Origin of the sequence: Lentzea tibetensis (genome assembly GCF_007845675.1) — a bacterium.
Classification (GTDB): Bacteria; Actinomycetota; Actinomycetes; order Mycobacteriales; family Pseudonocardiaceae; genus Lentzea; species Lentzea tibetensis.
In genome coordinates this window covers 146,850-165,273 of the sequence record NZ_VOBR01000005.1, presented here as the reverse complement: position 1 = coordinate 165,273, position 18,424 = coordinate 146,850, and the positions used below count along the sequence as shown (strand labels likewise).

Sequence of the window (18,424 nt, the reverse complement as noted above, 5' to 3'; positions counted from 1 at the left end):
CTGCTTCTTCGACGTACGCGGACCGCGATGTGCGTCAGGAGCGGAAGAAGGTCCGCAGATCGCCGACGAGGACGAGCGGGCGTTCCATCGCCGCGAAGTGTCCGCCGTCGGGGAACTCCGACCAGTGCACGATGTTGGAGTTGTCCCGCTCGGCGAGCGCGCGGATCGTCTTGAAGTCGTCCGTGAAGACGGCGACCCCGGTTCGCGACGGGTTCACCTCCGGCTCGCGCGCCGCCTTCGTCTCCTCGAAGTGGTAGCGCCCCGCGGTCGCCTGGGTGTTCGTGAACCAGTAGAGGGAGACCTGGGTCAGGATCTGCTCGGTCGACACCAGGCTTGTCCCGTTGCCGAAGTTGTTGAACAGCTCGCTGTAGGCCAGCTGCCCGACCGGCGAGTCGGCGATGCCGGCGGCGACGGTCTGCGGGCGCGTCCCGTTCATCTGGTTGTAGCCGCCGACGGACTGGAACCACTGCATGTGCTCGAGCGCGGCGTAGTCCTTCGGCTCGAGCTTCTCGAACTCCGCCGGGTCGCCGGAGGGGAACGAGAACAGCTGCAGCACGTGCAGGCCGAGGAAACCCTCCGGATCCATCAGGCCGAGCTCGCGGGAGATCATCGCGCCGCCGTCGCTGCCGTGCGCGCCGTAGGAGTCGTACCCGAGGCGCCGCATCAGCTTGTCGAACGTCTCCGCGACCCTCCGCATCGTCCAGCCGCGGCCGACGAGCGGTGTGCTGTAACCGAATCCGGGAATCGACGGCACGACGACCGAGAACGCGTCCGCCGCGTCGCCACCGTGGGCGACCGGGTCGGTGAGCGGGCCGATCATGTCGAGGAAGTCGGCGAACGAGCCGGGGTAGGTGTGCAGGAGCAGCAACGGGGTCGCGTTCTCCTCCTTCGACGGCACGTGGATGAAGTGCACGGTCTGCTCGTCGATCTCGGTGAGGTAGTGCGGGAGCTCGTTCATCCGGGCTTCCTGCGCCCGCCAGTCGAACTTGGTCCGCCAGTACTCGACGGTCTCGCTGAGGTAGCTGTTCGGGGTGCCGTACTCCCAGTCGTCGGTGGGCGCGGGCTGCGGCAGCCGGGTGCGGGCGAGGCGCTCGTCGAGGTCGTCCAGCTCGGCCTGGGGAACGTCGATGCGGAAGGGGCGGATCTCCGTGTTCGTCATGGCACTACGGTAAAACCCGTATAGGAACACTTGCTTCCTATATAGTCAGGAAGTGCTCGAAACTTCGTCCCGGCTCCTCGCCCTGCTGGCGCTGATGCAGTCGCGACCGGCCTGGCCGGGGTCGGAGCTGGCCGAGCGGCTGAACGTCAGCGGGCGGACGATCCGCAACGACGTCGACCGCCTGCGCGAGCTCGGCTACCCGGTCGAAGCCGTGCGCGGGCCCGCCGGGTACTACCGGCTGGGCGCCGGGGCGAAGCTGCCACCCCTGCTGCTCGACGATGAAGAAGCGGTGGCGGTCGCGATCGGGCTGCGGGCCGGACGCGGCGTCGCGGGTATCGAGGACAGCGCCGCACGAGCGTTGACGAAGCTCGAGCAGGTGCTGCCGAATCGGCTGCGGCGGCAGGTGACCGCGTTGCACCAGGCGATGTCGGAGGGGCCGGCGAACACCGGCAGCAACGTCGAGGACCCGGTGGTGGACGCGGCGGTGCTGGCCACGATCGCGGCGGCCGTCCGCGACTCGGAGCTGCTCCGGTTCGACTACACGGCCCCGGATCGCGAGGACGACGCGCCGCGGCGCAACGACGCCTCGGCTCCGTTCGGGGACTGGCCGGTGCTGGTGGAGCCGTACCGGCTGGTGAGCTGGGAACGGCACTGGTACCTCGTCGCACGGGGGCCGGAGACGGGCGCGTGGCACACCTACCGCGTCGACTGGCTCTCGCTGCGGATGGCGACCGGCCGCCGGTACACGCCGGTCCCGTTCCCCGGCGGCGACTACACGGGCTTCGTGCTGCGCGACGTCGCCACCGCCGGCTGGAAGGTGCACGCGCGGATCACCGTGTTCGCGCCGGCGGAGGACGTGCTGGCGCGGATCAACGCGACCGTCGGCGTGGTGGAGGCGGTCGACGAGTCGACGTCGGTGCTCGTGACCGGAGCGGACAGCCTGGAGCTCATCGCCGTCTACGTCGGGATGCTCGGCTTCGACGTCCGCGTCACCGAGCCGCCGGGCCTGGTCGAGCACTTCCGCGTTCTCAGCAGGCGCTACGCCCGCGCGGTCGAGTAGCCCGTGCCGCCGTGTATCGGCGATGTATCAGCCGTAGACGTCGCGCCGCCAGGCTGCGTGAGCATCAAGTCCTGTTCGAGAGGGGATGTTCATGCGGTTCAGCAAAGTGATCGGTGCGGTCGTCGGCGTGGTGGGGGCGGCCCTGATCGCGACCGCGGCGCCCGCGGTCGCCGACCAGGTCGACGACGCTCGCGTCGGTGTCAGTGCGGCCGACATCGCGCAGCCCTGGCTGGAGGACACCGCCACGGCGTCGGCGCCCGATGGCGAGGTCACCGTTCAGCAGACCGCGGCGGGCGCGGTGAAGTGGTTCTCCGACCGCAGGGGGAGCACGGCGTACGAGCACTACTGCGAGCGCGCGGTGCGTCTCGCGTGGGCCCGCAGCACGCATCACGCTTCGGCGATCGATCACTGGCGGTCCTCGGACGGCGCGCGGCACACCACGGGCACGCCGCCGAAGGGTGCGTTCGTGTTCTGGAACATCAGCCAGTGGGGGCACGTCGGTGTCGCCGACGGCAACGGCGGTTTCTGGTCGACCGGGGTGAACGGGCGGATCGGCCACGCCACCTCGACCGGCTACTTCGGGAGCTACCTCGGCTGGAAGCCGGGCAACAGCAACTGATTCGCGTGTCGTGAGCCGGTGCCGTCCCAGTGGCGGCACCGGCTCACGTGGTGGGCGCACCGGCCGCGCGGGCGCCCTCCGCGAGTGCCACCCGCGCCAGCGTGCGCAGTGCGGCGGGCTCGCCCTGTTTGTTGCCGGACTTGCGGTACGTGGCGAGCGCCCGGTGCACCAGCTCGCGCGCGGCATCGTGCTTCCCCGCGGGGATCAACGCCTCGGCGAGCTCGAGACGGGCGAAGGCGGTGCAGCGTTCGTCGGTCAGCTCCTCGAGGATCGACACGGCGCGGCGGGCGTGGTCGAGCTCGACGTCGTGCTCACCGGCCTGGCGGTGCAGGGCGGCGAGCCTGCACAGCACCAGCGCTTCCCGGTGTGCGTCGCCGATGGCTCTCGCCAGTTCCAGTGCGCTGGTCAACCAGGTCCTGCCCTGCTCGAGGTCACCGAGCGCGGTGTGGATCGAGCCGATCGAGGCGCGCACCTGGGCGATGGAGTGCCGGTCATCGGCGGACTCCAGTTTCCGCAGGCTCTGCTCGTAGCAGCGCATCGCCCGCTCGTTCTCGGCCCGGAGGCGGCACACGGTGCCGACACCGGCCAGCGCGATCCCCTCACCGCGTTCGTCGCCGGTCTCGCCGTACAGCCGGTGCGCGTCGAGCATCTCCCGTTCAGCTTCGTCGAACTCGTTGCGATAGATGTGGACCTGGGCGAGACCACGCGCCATCGCGGCCTCTCCGGCCTTGTTGCCCGCCGCGCGGCAGGCCTGCAACGCTCGCGAGTGCGTACGAGCCCAGTCCTCGTAGTGGCTGTGCAGGTCGAAGAACGGCACGGCCGTCGCGGCGAGCCGCCACGCCAGGTCGTCCAGACCGGCGTCGGCGGCGAGGTCGACGGCACCGCACACCGTGCGCCGCTCGGCGACGAACCACTCCACCGGGTCGGACAGCAGGTGCCGGGCGCGTCCCGGATCGAGCGCCCACCCGCCGCGGTCCGCGATGGTCGCACCGAAGGTGGCGGGCAGACGTGCCGCGGCCTGTCCCTCCAGCCACAGCCAGCCGCGCAGCGTTCTTTCCAGTGCGGCAAGGGACTCTCCGCCGGGCAGCCGGTCCGCGAGCTCGCGAGCGTGGCAGCGCAGCAGGTCGTGCAGCCGGTACCGGGGCTGGCCGATGCGGTCGGTGCCGGGCGAGCCGAGCAGGTTCGCGTCGACCAGCTGGTCGACGAGCTGGTCGGCGTCCCGCTGGTCGAGCAACGCGTCGACGACCCAACCGGGTACGTCGTGCGGTCCCAGCAACGCCAGCAGCACGAACGCGCGCAGCCCGTCGGCGGGCAGCTGACGCACGCTGAGGTCGAAGCTGGCCCGCACGGCCAGTTCACCGGACCGCAGCTCGCGCAGCCGCGTCGACTCGTCGATCAACCGCTCGCGCAGCACCCGCAGCGACCAGCCACCACGTCCGGCCAGCCGGGCGCCTGCCACCCTGATGGCCAGCGGCAGGTGACCGCACGCCCGCGCGATCGCCGCCGCGTCCTCCGGCTCCGCGGTGATCCGGTCCCGGCCCGCGATCATGGCCAGGAGCTCGGCCGCCTCGTCCGGGTGGAACGGCCGCAGCTCGAGGTGGCTGGCCCCCGGCAGATCCGTCAGCCTGCGCCGACTGGTGACCAGGACACCGCAGCCGGGATCGGCGGGCAGCAGCGGCGCCACCTGACTGACCGACGCCGCGTCGTCGAGCAGGACGAGCACCCGGCGCCCGGCGAGCAGGGAGCGGTACAACGCCGCCCGCGCCGGGACACCGGCGGGCAGGCCCGCTCCGTTGACGCCGAACGCGTGCAGCAGCTCACCGAGCACGTCACCCGGATCACGTGGATCGTCCGCGGTGCCTGCGAGATCGACGTACAGCTGACCGTCGGGGAAGTGGTCGCGCACCTCGTGCGCCACGCGGACCGCCAGCGTCGACTTCCCGACCCCTGGCGGTCCGGTCACCTCGGCCACGGGCACCGAGACGGACGCGCTCGTCCGCAGCACCTCGACCAGCCGCGCCGTCTGGGTCGCCCGTCCGCTGAAGTCGGAGATCGCCGGGGGCAGCTGGTGGATCGGCGTGGACGGCCGCGCGGCCGCGGGTTCGTCGTCACCGCGAAGGACCGCCAGGTGGGCCTCGCGGAGCTCAGTTCCCGGCTCGAGGCCGAGCTCGTCGGTCAGCCGATCGCGCATGCCCGTGTACACCTGCAGCGCTTCGACCTGCCGGCCTGCGCGCCGCAGGGCGATCATCAACTGGAGGCAGACGCTCTCCCGATAGGGGTGCGCGGACAGCAGCGCACGCAGTTCCGGTATCGCGGCGGCACTCTCGCCGAGCGAGACCTGCAGCGCCAGCCGTTGCTCGGTCGCGGCCAGGCGGGACTCGGCTAATCGGGCGAGAACAGGTGACCAGCTGCTGGACGCGGGCAGGTCCTCGAGCGGCTGTCCGCGCCAGAACGACTCCGCGCGCCGCAACACCTCCAGCGCCGCCACCGGACTCGGCTCGACCCGAGCGGACTCGACCAGCTCCGCGAAGTGCAGCGCGTCGACCTCGTGCGGTGACACCACCAGCACGTAACCGGCGCCGTGCGTGCGCAGGCGAGGCGAACTCGAATCTGTGTCCAGCAGTTGCCGCAGCTGCCACACGTAGGTGCGGATGTTCGCCACGACCGAGCGGGGAGCCCCGGCAGGCCAGAGCACCTCGACGAGCTGGTCGACCGACACGCCCCTGTTGGCGTTCAAGGCCAGATGCGCCAGCAACGCCCGCTGTTTCACGCCACCGAGCTCCACCTGAGCCTCGTCCCGCCACAGCTCCAGTGGACCCAGCACCCGCACGCTCAACCCGCTGATGGTTCCTCCGATCGTGAGAAGAAGACACATCGGCGCCTGACGGGGCAGGGTAGCGACGCGCCGCCACGCGACGGTAGATACGGCGAAAACTCGTGATAGCTAGTTGGTTCTGCACAACTGTCGCGATGGTCCCGGCGCGCGAGAACCGGTTGTTCGTCGCGTGCCGGTCCGACGCGTCACCACCTGCGCTGGTTCCGCTCTCTTCAGTAACTATGTCGGTCGGTCTACTGATAAGGTGATGGTATGAGCACAGCACTGGTGACGGGTGGGTCGGGCTTCGTCGGTGGCCGGCTGATCGAACGTCTGGTCGCGGACGGAGTGCGGGTTCGCGCGCTCGCCAGAAGTGACCGCGCGGCGGAGCGGGTGTCGGCGCTCGGAGCGGAGCCGGTCAGGGGTGACCTGTCGGACGTGGCCGGTCTGCGTGCGGCGGCGTCGGGATGCGAGCTGGCGTTCCACAGCGCCGCCCGCACGACCCGGCACGGCAGCCGCGAGGTGTTCTGGGCCGACAACGTCGACGGCACCTCCAACGTCGTCGAGGCGTGCCGGGCCGCCGGTGTCCGGCGGCTCGTGCACGTCGGGTCCGAAGCCGCGTTGATGGCGGGCTCTCCGCTGGTGGACGTGGACGAGACCACGCCGGTCAGACCGGACTCGCGTTCGTTCTACGCGGCCACCAAGGCGGCGGCCGACACGGTCGTCCGCGACGCGAACGGGCCGGACCTGGAGACAGTCGTCCTCCGTCCGAGGTTCGTGTGGGGAGCGGGCGACACCACCGTGCTCCCCGAGCTGGTGGCGGCCGTCCGGTCGCGCCGGTTCGCCTGGCTGGGCGGTGGCCGCCACCTGACCGATGCCACGCACGTCGACAACGCGGTGGAAGGCCTCGTGCTCGCGGCCGACCGGGGCAGGCCGGGTGAGGCGTACTTCGTGACCGACGGCGAGCCGGTGGTCTTCCGCGACTTCATCGCCGATCTGCTCGCCACCAGGGGCGTCGCCGCACCGACGACCTCGGTGCCCGTCGGCCTGGCGACCGCGATGACCGGTGCCGGTGAGGCGTTGTGGCGCGGTCTGCGCCTGGCCGGTGCCCCGCCGCTGGACTACATGACCCTGTGGCTGTCCAGCCAGCAGTGCACGATCGACATCACCAAGGCGCGGCAGGAACTCGGCTACGTCCCGGTGAAGTCGCGTGTGGACGGACTCCGCGAGTTCGGCGTGGTAGAAAGCCGCTGACCGGCTGCGGTTGCGAACGGAGAACCCCGCTGTGCCCAGACCACGATCCGACTCCAGGGACAAGATCGTGGAGGCCGCCCGCGTCCTGCTGCGCAGGCAGGGTTATCACGGCAGCGGCCTCGCGCAGATCATCGAGTCCAGCGGTGCGCCGCGGGGGTCGGTGTACTTCCTCTTCCCCGGCGGGAAGGAGGAGATCGCGGTCGCCGCCGTCGAGGTCTCGGCGAGGACGATCCCGGAGCTCATCACGGCCGCACAACAGGAAAGCGCGACTCTCCGAGAGTGGATCGACTCGGTCGTGGCGCACTTCGCCGCGGAGCTCACCGAGTCCCAGTTCACGGACGGCTGCCCGATCACCACGATGGCGCTGGACACGGCACCCGCCTCCCATGTGCTCACGGCAGCGCTTCGTGGCGCCTACGACGCCTGGCTCGCGGCGGTCGCGGCCGCTTTGCACGCGTACTCCGTGCCGGGTGCGGTCGTGCCCGGTCTGGCCGTGACCATGCTGGCGAGCCTCGAAGGCGCCTTGGTGTTGTGCCGGGTCCAGCAGAGCGTCCAGCCGTTGCACGACGTCGCGGCTCAGCTGACGACGCTCGCCGAGACCCACTGCCTCCGGCCGGGCTCGAACGGGACGTGACGCGGTCGCTCGTTGGCTAGGCTGTCGGCACTGCACCATGTCGTCGACGTGAGGATGCCGGATGGCCGACGACGCGCAGCCTGAGGCGGCGCCCGATCCGTCGGCCGTGCGCACGGTGCAGGAGTTCGCCAATCAGCTGCGCCTGCTGAAGATCTGGGCCGGCAATCCTTCGCTGCGCCAGTTGGAACGGCGTTCGGGACTTCCGCGCAGCACCGTCGCGGACGCCCTGAACGTCAAACGACACCACCTGCCCTCGTTCGAGGTCCTGCGCGGATTCGTGCGGGCATGCGGCGTGACCGACCAGGACGCGCCCCGGTGGGAGGCGGTGTGGCGGCGGCTGCAGGCAGGCGCCGTCGCACCTCCGGAGCAGGCAGCGCCATCGGTGTCCGCGCCACGGCAACTTCCCGCGGTGGCAGCCGGGTTCGTCGGTCGCACGAGGGATCTGAAGGAGCTCAACGCGCTGCTGGAACCCGCCGGCTCCGCCAGTGGTTCACCGTCGCCTGGAATCACGATCATCTCCGGCACGGCCGGCGTGGGAAAGACCGCGCTCGCACTTCACTGGGCGCACCAGGTGGTCAACAGGTTTCCGGACGGACAGCTGTATCTGAATCTGCGCGGCTATTCGCCGGACAAAGCCATGACGCCGGAACAAGCGTTGGCACTGCTGCTGCGGGCGCTCGGCGTGTCAGACGAGAACATCCCGGTGGAACTCGATGCCCTGGTGGGCATGTACCGCTCGGTCACCTCCGGCAAACGCGTTCTGGTGCTGCTGGACAACGCGTCGGACGTCGCACGGGTGCGGCCGCTCGTGCCAGGAGGCCGGGAGTGCCTGACCTTGGTGACCAGCCGGGATCGGCTCACCGGTCTGGTGGCTCGTGAAGGCGCGCACCGGCTGGCACTGGAAGTCCTCACGTCCGAAGAAGCGCCGGCATTGCTGATCGCCGTGCTGGGACCGGAGCGGGTGCTTCGCGAGGAAGCTGCCGCCGCGGAGCTCGCTCGGCTGTGCGGCTACCTCCCGTTGGCGCTCCGGATCGCCGCGGCCAAGCTCATCGACAGTCCACAACAGACTGTTGAGAGCTACGTGTCCGAGCTGGCCGAGGGGAACAGGCTGGCGGCGCTCGCTGTCGAGGACGACGAGGAAACCGCGGTCAAGGCGGCCTTCGACCTGTCGTACGCCGCGCTCGACCCGTTGGCCAGGAGGTTGTTCCGGTGGATCGGGATGGCTCCTGGTCCAGAGCTGACCGCATCGGCCGCGGCCGCGCTCACCGGCTCTTCCGACTCCGAAGCCGATCGTCTGCTGCGGACGTTGGCCGGGGCGCACCTCGTCGAACTGACGGCGCAGACGAGATGCGGTCAGCACGATCTCCTTCGGCTGTATGCGAACGAACGCGCCCAGGTCGAGGACGAGGCACCGGTGCGCGATGCGGCGTTGCGCCGGCTGCACGGGTGGTACCTGCACACCGCGATCGCAGCCGTGGAGATCGTCCGGCCGGACTTCCTCCGGCTGCCCGCGCCTCCGCGTGATCCAGATGTGCGGCCGTTGACCTTCGCGGACGACGCGACGGCGTTGACGTGGCTGGACGCCGAGCGGGTCAACCTCGCCGCCGTGATCCACAGCGCTGCGGCCCGTGGGCACGGGCCGGTGGCGTGGCTGCTCGCCGACGCGCTGCGCGGCTACTACTGGCTGCGTCGAAGCGCCGTGGACTGGCTGGCGGTGGCTCAGGCCGGCCTCGGAGCCGCGGAAAGCGGTGAAGATCTCCGCGCCGTCTCGGCCATGCACCTGTCGCTCGGCACCGCCCACTGGAGCGTTGACGATCATCGTGCGGCGGCCGAACACTTCCAGCGAGCCGTTGAGATCAGCCGTCAGGGCGGTGATCGTCTCGGGGAGATCAGCGCGTTGGGCAACCTCGGGTCCGTTTGCGCTGAACTAGGTGCGCTGGACCGAGCCGCCGACTGTCATCTCCAGGAACTCGGCTACTACCAAGAGCAAGGCGACACTCCCCAGGAAGCACGCGCGCTCGGCAACCTCGGGCTCACCTGTCTGCGGCTCGGCAGGCTCGCTGAAGCGGCTGCTCATCTCGAAGCGGCAGTGGCGATGCGGCGCGCGGCAGGGGAGCTCCACCGCGCCGCGAACGCCTTGGGCACACTCGGCGTGGTCTACCGCTACCTCGGACGGCTCGAGTCCGCAGCCGAATGCCTCAGCCAAGCCCAGCACCTCAACCACGCGGGGGACGCTCGGGTCAGCGAGGCCGTCGCGCTCGACGATCTCGCGAGGTTGCACCGGGACGCCGGCAGGCCAGGTCCGGCTCTCGACTGCGCCGAACAGGCCCTCGGACTCACCCTCGACAGCGACATCACCCGAATCGGGGTCGACGTTCGGATCACGGTCGCCGCGGTGCGCGAAGACCGCGAAGGGCTCTCCAGCGCGCTGCGCACCGCCCGGCAGATCGGTCACCAGCACGGCGAGGCCGATGCGCTCATCGAGCTCGCCGCGTCCTGCCTGGCGTCCGGCGACCTCGCGTCGGCACTGGACCACGCGCAGGAGTCGCTCGTGCTGGCACGCGACCTCGGACACCGGATCCTGCAAGGACAGGCGCTGAAGGTGCTCGCCGACATCCACTTCGCCGGTGGCGAGCACAGCAGGGCCGCCGAAGCGGGTCGCGAGGCGATCGAGATCCATCGGCGGACCGGGTACCGGCTGGGCCTCGCCCGGACGCTGCTCACCCACGGGCGAGCCCTGTCCGTCACCGAAGGCCTCGACGCGGCCCAGCTGTGCTGGCAGGAGGCGCTCGAGGTGTTCGACGAGGTCGGCACACCGGAAGCCGGTGAGGTCCGAGGGCTGCTAGCCGAGTCTGTCCGGGATCGTCCGAGTTGCTTGTAGGCCCCGCAACGGGGCTGGTAGACCGATGTCACATTAACTCGCGAGCGCACCCTCGGGGGATTTCATGGCATCCAGAAGTTTTGCTCGGTGGTCAGTCGTATTGATCATGACGGGAACGTTTGCCGGTGTGCCGGGGGTGGCGCACGCCATCTGCTTTCCATCCAATCCTGAATACGATCCTCGTACTTGTGAGGCGACGAATCTGTCGGTCGAGAGCTCGGCCGCGGGCGCCAAGGCCCGTTTCAACGTCACTGTGCACAAGGACTTCCTGACCATAGGGGCCGGCTCGTACGTTGAAGACACCGCGGACGACGACAAGGCGGCTCACGCTTGGATTCAGTACGGGATCCCCACGCCTGACGGCACTTTCGATGGTGAGACGGTCTTGCTGGGGACCGCTTCTGGAATGGGCAGGTTCAGTCATCTCTCCTGGGCGGTGAATCGCAAGGAATTCCCGGTCGTCAGAGCGAGAGTGTGCAATGGCGAGGGTGAGTCCACCTGTGATGCATGGCGTAAACTGTGAGGGGGTGTGGGATGGAGTTCCGGATACTCGGACCGTTGCAGGTCCTCGACAGTCAGCGGGCAGTTCCGATTCCGGTCGGTCGGGTGGGCACCCTGTTGACCGTGTTGTTGCTGCGCGCCAATCATCAAGCGACGTTGCCGGAAATCGTCGACTACCTGTGGGGTCAATCCCCGCCCGCGCATTCCAGATCGGCGGTGCAGACCTGCGTTTCCAGGCTGCGACGCGCTCTTGGTGAACACCCGTCGAGGCGGTTGATCCGCACGACCGCGTGCGGATACCTGATCGAGCTGGACCCGACCCAGCTCGATCTCACCCGGTTTCGCCGACTGGTCGATCGGGCGGCCCTGGCTCGCGGGCCCGCTGAGCGTGCCGATCTGCTCGGTCATGCCCTGGCGCTGTGGCGAGGTCAGCCGCTGTCCGACCTCACCGCCGAATCGCTGCTCCGCGACAGCGTTCCCACGCTGGTGGAGGAGCGGCTGCACGCGGTGGAGAGCTGGATGGACGCCCGGCTGCACCTGGGCCACGAGGGACACGTCATCGCTCAACTCACCACGCTGACTCGGGAGTACCCGTTGCGGGAGCGGTTCTGGGCGCAGCTGATGCTGGCGCTGTACCGCTGCGGGCGACAGGCCGAGGCGCTGGCGGTCTATCGAACGGCCGCTGCCCGGCTCTCCGAGGAGGTCGGCGTCGATCCCGGCCGTGAACTCCAGGCACTCCAGCGCAGAATTCTCGCCGGTGACCCGGGGCTTTCCTCGGACGCCACCCCGACGCGGTCGGCGTGATCGTGCTCTCGACAGGTGAGCCATTCTTTCTCTGCCGGAGAAATGGACGGGCCAGCACCTTTCGGTCAGGTGCTGGCCCGTGCCGCGGAAGGTGCTGGGGTCAGCGCACGTCCTTGCAGGCGCGCCCGCGGGACTGGTAGCTGCCGTCAGGCATGTGTTCCCAGCCCTCGGCGCAGGTCGTCCCGGTTCCCCAGCCGCTGCCGGAAGCCGCCGGGTTGCACCCGAACGGGCCGTCGTGGACCATTCTCGGCCCCCACACCCGGATGTGGCCGCAGAAGCCGGATCCGCTACCGCTCGTGGTGTAGCCGGCCGCGTTTCCCGTCACCTTGATGCACGTTTTGAGGCTGCACCCGGAAGCGTCGAGCGGTCCAACTGAACTGATCGATGCGGTGTCGAGGGACATTGTGGTGTCCACCGGGCTTGCGGTGGCCGTGTGAACGCCTCCGAAGAGCAGGGCGGCAATCGATGCGACCGGCAGGACGTAGCGCCAGCGAGTCATGTCTTCTCCTTCAGCTCGTCGCGGTTCGAGGAAATCGGTCCGCTTTGACGCTGAACAGAGGAACACGTGGCGAATTCACATCAAGCACACTGCGCTGTCACCCGCGTGCTAAACCGGCGCCGAGCAGGGAAAGTCCGGTGTGGAGGGTCTCGGCGGGCACGTCTTCGACGAGGTGGTGCATGACGATCAGTCCGGGCATCAGGGAGAACAGCGTCACCGCCGCGGCGCGGGTGTCCGCGTCCGCGGGCAGGTGGCCGTCGGTGCGCCAGCGGCGGGCCAGTTCGTCGACGTGGCCGAGCGTGTCGGCGTAGATCGTGCGGGCGCGCTCGAGCAGGCGCGGGTTGCGCAGCGCTTCAGCCCAGCCCTGCAGCGCGATGCGCGTCATGTCGTAGTCCGGGTGGGTCGCCTTCCTGTCCAGTTCGCCGGCCAGCAGGGCCACCGTCTCGGCTGGGGAGGGGCACGGGTCGAGGTCGAGGATCGCGACGAACATCCCGCGCACGCGGGCGAGCCCTTCCTCGGACGTCGCCTCGATGATCTCGTCCTTGCTGCGGAAGTAGCGGTAGACCGCACTGGAGGACATGCCGGTCTCGGCGATCACGTCGTCGATGGAGGTTGCGTGGAAGCCGTTGCGGGAGAAGCACTTCCACGCGCTCGTGAGAATGTGCTGCCGACGGTCCGCGCGGGTCTTGTCGCTGAGTCTGGGCATGACCGCTCACCTCAGGTGGGCGCCGAAGAAGGCGTCGATGCGCTTCCACGCGTCCGCCGCCGAGTCCGGTTCCGGGCCGAACCCGGCGATGCGCGCGAGCGGGCGCAGCAGTCGCGGGCCGTTCTCGGTGTCGTTGAGGAAGGCGTGGTTCGCGTCAGGGTATTCCTTGACGTCGTGCGGGATCCCGGCGTTCGTGAGCGCTGTCTCCAGCTTCGCGGCGGCGCCTCGCAACGTGAGGTCGCGACGGCCGAAGGTGCCGACGATCGGACATGCGCCCACCAGCACCTGGTCGAGGTCCTTGGGCAGCTGCCCGTAGTTGGCGGCCGCGGCGTCGAACCCGGCTCGTGCGTTCAGCAATGCGAACCCGCCGCCCAAGCAGAAACCGATGACGCCGATCTTCCCGGTGCAGCGCTCGGATCCGGCCAGGTGCCGGCGCGCGACCTCGATGTCGGTGAACGCCCGGCCGCTGCCTTTCAGCATCGCCCGCATCGTCGACACCAGACACCGGCGGGCGCCGCCCTCGCTGTAGAGGTCGACGGCGAGGGTCAGGTAACCGAGGCTCGCGAGCCGGTCAGCGTGCCGGCGCATCGCGTCGTCGATTCCGAAGATCTCGTGGATCAGCACCACGCCGGGCCAGGGCCCCTCACCTGGTGGGGTGGCGAAGTAACCGCGGAGAGTGGGGGATCCACCGTGCTGGGCGGCGAGTCCGGACAGGTCGAGGTCGGCCATTGGTGTCTCCCGCTCAAACGGAAACGATCGGTAGCGCTTGATCGCGACGGTAGCCACCGAAGTCGCATAACGCAACCGATCGTTTCCGCTTGGATGGGCTGGATCGGTGCCCCGCGCTACGCTCGGAGAGATCACGCGAAGGAGGCCGTCATGATCTTCATCACCGCCAAGTTCCGCGTACTGCCCGAGTACGCGGAACGCTGGCCGGACATCTCCCGGCCGTTCACCGAAGCCACCCGAGCCGAACCCGGCTGCCTGTGGTTCGACTGGTCGCGCAGCCTCGACGACGCCACCGAGTACGTGCTCGTCGAGGCGTTCCGCGACGGCGACGCGGGCGGTGCGCACGTGCAGTCGCAACACTTCAAGGCCGCGCAAGCCGAGCTGCCCCAGTACCTGGCGGAGACGCCGCGGATCGTGAGCACCCCGGTGGACCAGGACGGCTGGTCAGCGCTGGGCGAGCTGGAAGTACCGCCGCGCACGTGACTCGAGCGTCCCGCTGAGCTCGGGAACTCGTGTCGGCGGTCGAGGTCGTCGCCGCGGTTGGCACGTGCTTGGTGGTTCGGCACCGACGGAGGCATCGGTGCGCCGGTGACAGTTGTGGCTGTCACACTGCCGGATCATGACGGTTCTGCGCTCGGTGTCCTTGTTCGTGCTGGCTGCGGTGGCGGAGATCGGCGGCGCTTGGCTGGTGTGGCAAGGGTTGCGGGAACACCGAGGTCTGTTGTGGATCGCGGCGGGTGTGCTGGCGCTGGGCGCGTACGGGTTCGTCGCGACGTTCCAGCCGGATCCGAACTTCGGCCGGATTCTGGCCGCGTACGGCGGAGTCTTCGTGGCCGGCTCCCTGGCCTGGGGTGTGGTGCTGGACGGCTTCCGGCCCGATCGCTGGGACTACGCCGGCGCGGGCATCTGCTTGCTCGGTGTCGCCGTGATCATGTACGCCCCCAGGGGCTGATACCGGGTCAATGCGCGGCTGATGTCAATCGCGAACAGTGTTGTGGCGGTGTGAGATCAGCAGCGCGGTCCGTCCGTTCCTGAGGCTCCCGGAGTCAGCTCGCTGCGCGGCGTTCGAGGAAGACGGTGTCGCGCCACACGCCGTGGTGTTGGGCGATGCGTTCGCGGACGCCGAGGGTGCGGAAGCCCGCGGCGTGGTGCAGGGCGAGGCTGGCGCGGTTCTCGGGGAAGATCGAGGTCTGCAAAGTCCACAGACCTGCGTCATCGGCGGCGGTGACCAGCTTGTGCAGCAGGACTTTGCCAACACCTCGGCCGCGGTGGTCGGCGCTGACGTAGACGGAATGCTCGGCGACGCCCGCGTAGCAGTCCCGTGTGGACACTGGTGTGGCTGCAGCCCAGCCTGCGACCGAGCCGTCGACTTCGGCGATCCAGCGGTGGTCGCGCAGCCACTTGGCGTCGAGCGCTCTGCGTGGGGGGACTTCGGTTTCGAACGTGGCGTCGCCGGTGGCGATGCCCTCGGCGTAGATGCGGCGCACGGCGGTCCAGTCGTCGTCGCGCATCGCGCGGACGGTCACGTCGAGCGGCAGGTTGTCCGGGCAGCACGGGCGGGGTGCGAGCACGCCCATGACGACGTCGGCCGCGTGGGGGAGGCCGGTGCAGCAGGACGGGTTCACGCTCACGTGCGTGGCGGTGCCTTCCTTGTGCACTCGCACGAAACCGACCTCCGCCAGCTTGCGCACGTGGTGCGAGCACGTCGATTGGCTGATGCCGAGCAACTCGGTCAGCTCGCCGACGGTCATCGCGCGTCCAGCGGTCGCGACCGCGTGCAGCAGCCGCACACGGGTCGGCTCGGCGAGGCACGCGAACCAGTCCGCGTAGGTCGCGGCGTCGTCAGTGGGCAGCACGGCCGGCGAGGCCGCTGTCGTCGTCATGACTGAAGTATCGACACAAATCGATGGTTGCGTCAATCGATCCCCGTCGATACAGTCCCTCGTGTTGATTCGAAATCTGTCGATACAAGGGGTGTGTCGTGAGCGAGTTGCCAGTCGTCGTGGTAGGTGCCGGGCCTGCGGGTTTGTCTGCGGCGGCGCACCTGGTCGAACGGGGCGAGCAGGTGCTCGTGCTGGAAGCGGGCGACCGGGCGGGTGCCGCCGTGTCTCGGTGGAACTACGTCCGGTTGTTCTCGCGGTGGAGCGAGCTGGTCGACCCGGCGGCGGAGCGGCTGCTGGTTCGGGCCGGGTGGGTGCGTCCCGACGGTGGCACCTATCCGACCGGCGCGGAGTGGGCCGACCTCTACCTCAGGCCGCTGGCCGACGCCCTCGGTGACCGGGTGCGGTTCGGTGTGCGCGTTGTCGGTGTCGCGCGGCGCGGCCGTGACCGGGTGGTCGACGCCGGCCGCGAGGACGAGCCGCTGACCGTGCACGTGCGGACCGCTGACGGCGAGGAGCGGCTCACAGCGCGAGCGGTGGTCGACGCGTCCGGTACGTGGGGCTCGCCGAACCCTCTTGGCGGTGACGGCCTTCCAGCGGTGGGGGAGCACGCCTCGGCCGCGCGGATCAACTACCGCGTGCCGGACCTCGCGGTGGAACGGGCGCGATACGCGGGCAAGCGGATCGCAGTCGCAGGCAGCGGGCACTCCGCCCTGACCGCGCTGGTGGCGCTGGCCGACCTCGCCGAGCGGGAACCCGGCACGAAGATCGTGTGGCTGCTGCGCCGCGGTGCGGTCGGCAACGTGTTCGGTGGGGGAGAAGCCGACCAGCTGCCCGCGCGCGGCGCGTTGGGGCTGCGGGCCCAGAAGGCCGCCGAGGCCGGGCACATCGAGACCGTCACCGGATTCCGCACCGCGCATGTCGAGCGCACGGCGGACGGCAGTCTGACGCTGGAGTCGTTCGACGGCCACCGAGTTGAGGGCATCGACGAAGTTGTTGTGCTGACCGGGTTCCGGCCGGACCTGTCGTGGCTGTCGGAGATCCGGCTCGACCTCGACCCGGTGCTGCAGGCGCCGACCGAGCTGGCACCGCTGATCGACCCGAACGTCCATTCCTGCGGCACCGTCTACCCACACGGCGAAGCTGAACTGCGGCACCCCGAGCCGGGCGTCTACCTGGTCGGCATGAAGAGCTACGGCCGCGCGCCGACGTTCCTCGCGCTCACCGGCTACGAGCAGGCCCGTTCTGTGGTTGCCGCGATCGCGGGCGACCACGAGTCGGCCGGACGGGTCGAGCTCGTGCTGCCGGAGACCGGAGTGTGCGGTGGAGCCGGCGTGTTCGACGCCCCGGACGAGGTGAAGAACTCCGGGGGCTGCTGCGGTGCGTCGGAGTCGGTCGACGTGACGATCGGCCTCGCGCCCAGTGCCCGCTGACACCATGGCGCAGCCCGGCTACCTGGGCGGTGTTCGTCGTGCTGGGCGTGATCGGAGCGTTGGCGGCTGTGCTCTCGACCGCGAGCATGCCGATCGCGAAGCCGTTGGCGTGAGCTACAGCGCGGCGACGCGCCGATCGCCGGTCGCGGTGGCCAGCACGGCGGCCAGCCTGTCGGTGGTCTCCGGGCGCACTCGGTAGTACACCCACGTGCCGCGCCGCTCGGACTCGACCAGGCCGGCCTGGCGAAGCACCTTGAGGTGGTGGGAGATCGTCGGCTGGGAGAGCTCGAACGCCGGCGTGAGCTCGCAGACGCAGACCTCGTCGGGCTGAGAGGCGATCAGCGACAGCAGTCGCAGGCGCACCGGGTCGCCGAGCGCCTTGAACATCGTCGCCAGCTCGACTGCCTGATCCTCGGCCAGCGGCGCGTCCGACAGGCCCTCGCAGCAGCCGCCCTCTTGCTTCGACATCTTTCAATATTGACTGTCCGTCGGCGTGGGCGCAACATTGCATAGACAGACTTCAATACAGCCTGGAGGTGCGCACAGATGAGTGAGCAGAGCGTCGACCTGCGGGAGACCGTTCGCGCCCGCTACGCCGCCGCGGCGACCGCCGTGACGGAGGGAGGGGGCGGGTGCTGCGGGCCGCAGGCCGTGGACGTGGACGCCGGCTTCGGCGCCGGCCTCTACGCGGCGACCGAACGCGACGAGCTGCCCGCCGAGGCCGTCGCCGCGTCTCTCGGGTGCGGCAACCCCATCGCGGTCGCCGAACTCCGTGAGGGTGAGCGGGTGCTCGACCTCGGCTCCGGTGGTGGCATCGACGTGCTGCTCTCGGCGCGCCGGGTCGGCCCGAGCGGCAAGGCCTACGGCCTGGACATGACCGACGAGATGCTCGCGTTGGCCTTGTCCAACGCAGCCAAGGCCGGTGCCACCAACGTCGAGTTCCTGAAGGGCACCATCGAGGCGATCCCGTTGCCCTCCAACACGATCGACGTCGTGATCTCCAACTGCGTCATCAACCTGTCCGTCGACAAGCCCGCTGTGTTCGCCGAGACGTTCCGCGTGCTTCGTCCCGGTGGCCGCGTCGGCGTCGCCGACGTCGTCGCCGACGACCACCTCACGCCCGCTGAGCGAGCTGAGCGGGGTTCGTACGTCAGCTGCATCGCCGGAGCCCTCACCTTCACCGAGTACCGCGAAGGCCTGCTGGCCGCCGGCTTCGCCGACGTCGAAATCACGACGACGTTCGAGGCCGTTGATGGCATGCACTCCGCGATCGTCCACGCCACCAAGCCGATCGGCGCGGAATCCGCACACGAAACCGTTGCGCCACAAAGCGAAGAGGCGTGCTGCGGTGTCAACGCGTGCTGCACGCCCGGCGAACAGCCCGTTGATCCTGGTGTCACCGCGGCTCAGGCCAAGGCAGCCGCCGGGTGCGGCTGCCAAGGCTGAGATG

Annotated in this window: 18 protein-coding genes; 11 read left to right on the top strand and 7 right to left on the bottom strand. The window is 69.6% G+C overall.

The window, feature by feature from the left end:
* Positions 1 to 34: 34 nt before the first annotated feature.
* On the bottom strand, positions 35 to 1,159 hold the full coding sequence (locus tag FKR81_RS09265) for an epoxide hydrolase family protein (protein WP_146350560.1): 1,125 nt from the start codon (positions 1,157 to 1,159) through the stop codon (positions 35 to 37).
* 52 nt (positions 1,160 to 1,211) lie between these two features.
* Here FKR81_RS09265 and FKR81_RS09260 point away from each other — a divergent pair, with 52 nt between their 5' ends.
* Together FKR81_RS09260 and FKR81_RS09255 are read left to right on the top strand one after the other, a co-directional pair.
* Complete coding sequence (locus tag FKR81_RS09260; protein WP_146350559.1) at positions 1,212 to 2,219, top strand: helix-turn-helix transcriptional regulator; 1,008 nt, start codon at positions 1,212 to 1,214, stop codon at positions 2,217 to 2,219.
* Between the two features lie 91 nt (positions 2,220 to 2,310).
* Positions 2,311 to 2,838: a hypothetical protein gene (locus FKR81_RS09255; protein ID WP_146350558.1), complete on the top strand. Its 528-nt coding sequence runs from the start codon at positions 2,311 to 2,313 to the stop codon at positions 2,836 to 2,838.
* A 43-nt stretch (positions 2,839 to 2,881) separates the two neighbouring features.
* Here FKR81_RS09255 and FKR81_RS09250 read toward each other — a convergent pair whose 3' ends face one another.
* Positions 2,882 to 5,668: an AfsR/SARP family transcriptional regulator gene (locus tag FKR81_RS09250; protein WP_235921433.1), complete on the bottom strand. Its 2,787-nt coding sequence runs from the start codon at positions 5,666 to 5,668 to the stop codon at positions 2,882 to 2,884.
* Between the two features lie 258 nt (positions 5,669 to 5,926).
* Here FKR81_RS09250 and FKR81_RS09245 point away from each other — a divergent pair, with 258 nt between their 5' ends.
* The 5 genes from FKR81_RS09245 (at position 5,927) to FKR81_RS09225 (ending at position 11,727) form a co-directional block, all read left to right on the top strand.
* Positions 5,927 to 6,907: an NAD-dependent epimerase/dehydratase family protein gene (locus FKR81_RS09245; RefSeq protein ID WP_146350556.1), complete on the top strand. Its 981-nt coding sequence runs from the start codon at positions 5,927 to 5,929 to the stop codon at positions 6,905 to 6,907.
* A gap of 31 nt (positions 6,908 to 6,938) precedes the next feature.
* Positions 6,939 to 7,541: a TetR/AcrR family transcriptional regulator gene (locus FKR81_RS09240; protein WP_186762871.1), complete on the top strand. Its 603-nt coding sequence runs from the start codon at positions 6,939 to 6,941 to the stop codon at positions 7,539 to 7,541.
* Positions 7,542 to 7,602: 61 nt separating this feature from the next.
* Positions 7,603 to 10,422 carry an ATP-binding protein gene (locus tag FKR81_RS09235; RefSeq protein ID WP_146350554.1) on the top strand — a complete coding sequence of 940 codons (2,820 nt, stop codon included), beginning with the start codon at positions 7,603 to 7,605 and terminating at the stop codon, positions 10,420 to 10,422.
* A 64-nt stretch (positions 10,423 to 10,486) separates the two neighbouring features.
* Entirely contained in the window at positions 10,487 to 10,945 is a 459-nt protein-coding gene (locus tag FKR81_RS09230) for a hypothetical protein (protein ID WP_146350553.1), read from the top strand.
* Positions 10,946 to 11,028: 83 nt separating this feature from the next.
* Positions 11,029 to 11,727 (top strand): AfsR/SARP family transcriptional regulator, encoded by a 699-nt coding sequence (locus FKR81_RS09225; protein ID WP_186762870.1) that lies wholly within the window; start codon positions 11,029 to 11,031, stop codon positions 11,725 to 11,727.
* A 100-nt stretch (positions 11,728 to 11,827) separates the two neighbouring features.
* Here FKR81_RS09225 and FKR81_RS43440 read toward each other — a convergent pair whose 3' ends face one another.
* The 3 genes from FKR81_RS43440 to FKR81_RS09210 form a co-directional block, all read right to left on the bottom strand.
* Positions 11,828 to 12,226: a hypothetical protein gene (locus tag FKR81_RS43440; RefSeq protein ID WP_186762869.1), complete on the bottom strand. Its 399-nt coding sequence runs from the start codon at positions 12,224 to 12,226 to the stop codon at positions 11,828 to 11,830.
* A 97-nt stretch (positions 12,227 to 12,323) separates the two neighbouring features.
* Positions 12,324 to 12,932 carry a TetR/AcrR family transcriptional regulator gene (locus FKR81_RS09215; RefSeq protein WP_146350550.1) on the bottom strand — a complete coding sequence of 203 codons (609 nt, stop codon included), beginning with the start codon at positions 12,930 to 12,932 and terminating at the stop codon, positions 12,324 to 12,326.
* A gap of 6 nt (positions 12,933 to 12,938) precedes the next feature.
* On the bottom strand, positions 12,939 to 13,661 hold the full coding sequence (locus tag FKR81_RS09210) for a dienelactone hydrolase family protein (protein WP_146350549.1): 723 nt from the start codon (positions 13,659 to 13,661) through the stop codon (positions 12,939 to 12,941).
* 150 nt (positions 13,662 to 13,811) lie between these two features.
* Between FKR81_RS09210 and FKR81_RS09205 the strand changes: the two genes are divergently transcribed.
* Entirely contained in the window at positions 13,812 to 14,144 is a 333-nt protein-coding gene (locus tag FKR81_RS09205) for a putative quinol monooxygenase (protein WP_146350548.1), read from the top strand.
* Positions 14,145 to 14,277: 133 nt separating this feature from the next.
* Positions 14,278 to 14,613 (top strand): YnfA family protein, encoded by a 336-nt coding sequence (locus FKR81_RS09200; RefSeq protein ID WP_186762896.1) that lies wholly within the window; start codon positions 14,278 to 14,280, stop codon positions 14,611 to 14,613.
* 94 nt (positions 14,614 to 14,707) lie between these two features.
* Here FKR81_RS09200 and FKR81_RS09195 read toward each other — a convergent pair whose 3' ends face one another.
* Complete coding sequence (locus tag FKR81_RS09195) at positions 14,708 to 15,544, bottom strand: helix-turn-helix domain-containing GNAT family N-acetyltransferase (RefSeq protein ID WP_146350546.1); 837 nt, start codon at positions 15,542 to 15,544, stop codon at positions 14,708 to 14,710.
* A 98-nt stretch (positions 15,545 to 15,642) separates the two neighbouring features.
* Here FKR81_RS09195 and FKR81_RS09190 point away from each other — a divergent pair, with 98 nt between their 5' ends.
* Entirely contained in the window at positions 15,643 to 16,974 is a 1,332-nt protein-coding gene (locus FKR81_RS09190; protein ID WP_146350545.1) for an FAD-dependent oxidoreductase, read from the top strand.
* Between the two features lie 114 nt (positions 16,975 to 17,088).
* Here the strand turns inward: FKR81_RS09190 and FKR81_RS09185 are convergent, their stop codons facing one another.
* On the bottom strand, positions 17,089 to 17,442 hold the full coding sequence (locus FKR81_RS09185) for an ArsR/SmtB family transcription factor (protein ID WP_146350544.1): 354 nt from the start codon (positions 17,440 to 17,442) through the stop codon (positions 17,089 to 17,091).
* A 78-nt stretch (positions 17,443 to 17,520) separates the two neighbouring features.
* Here FKR81_RS09185 and arsM point away from each other — a divergent pair, with 78 nt between their 5' ends.
* Positions 17,521 to 18,420, top strand: a complete 900-nt coding sequence (arsM, locus tag FKR81_RS09180; protein WP_146350543.1) for an arsenite methyltransferase — start codon at positions 17,521 to 17,523, stop codon at positions 18,418 to 18,420.
* Positions 18,421 to 18,424 lie beyond the last annotated feature (4 nt).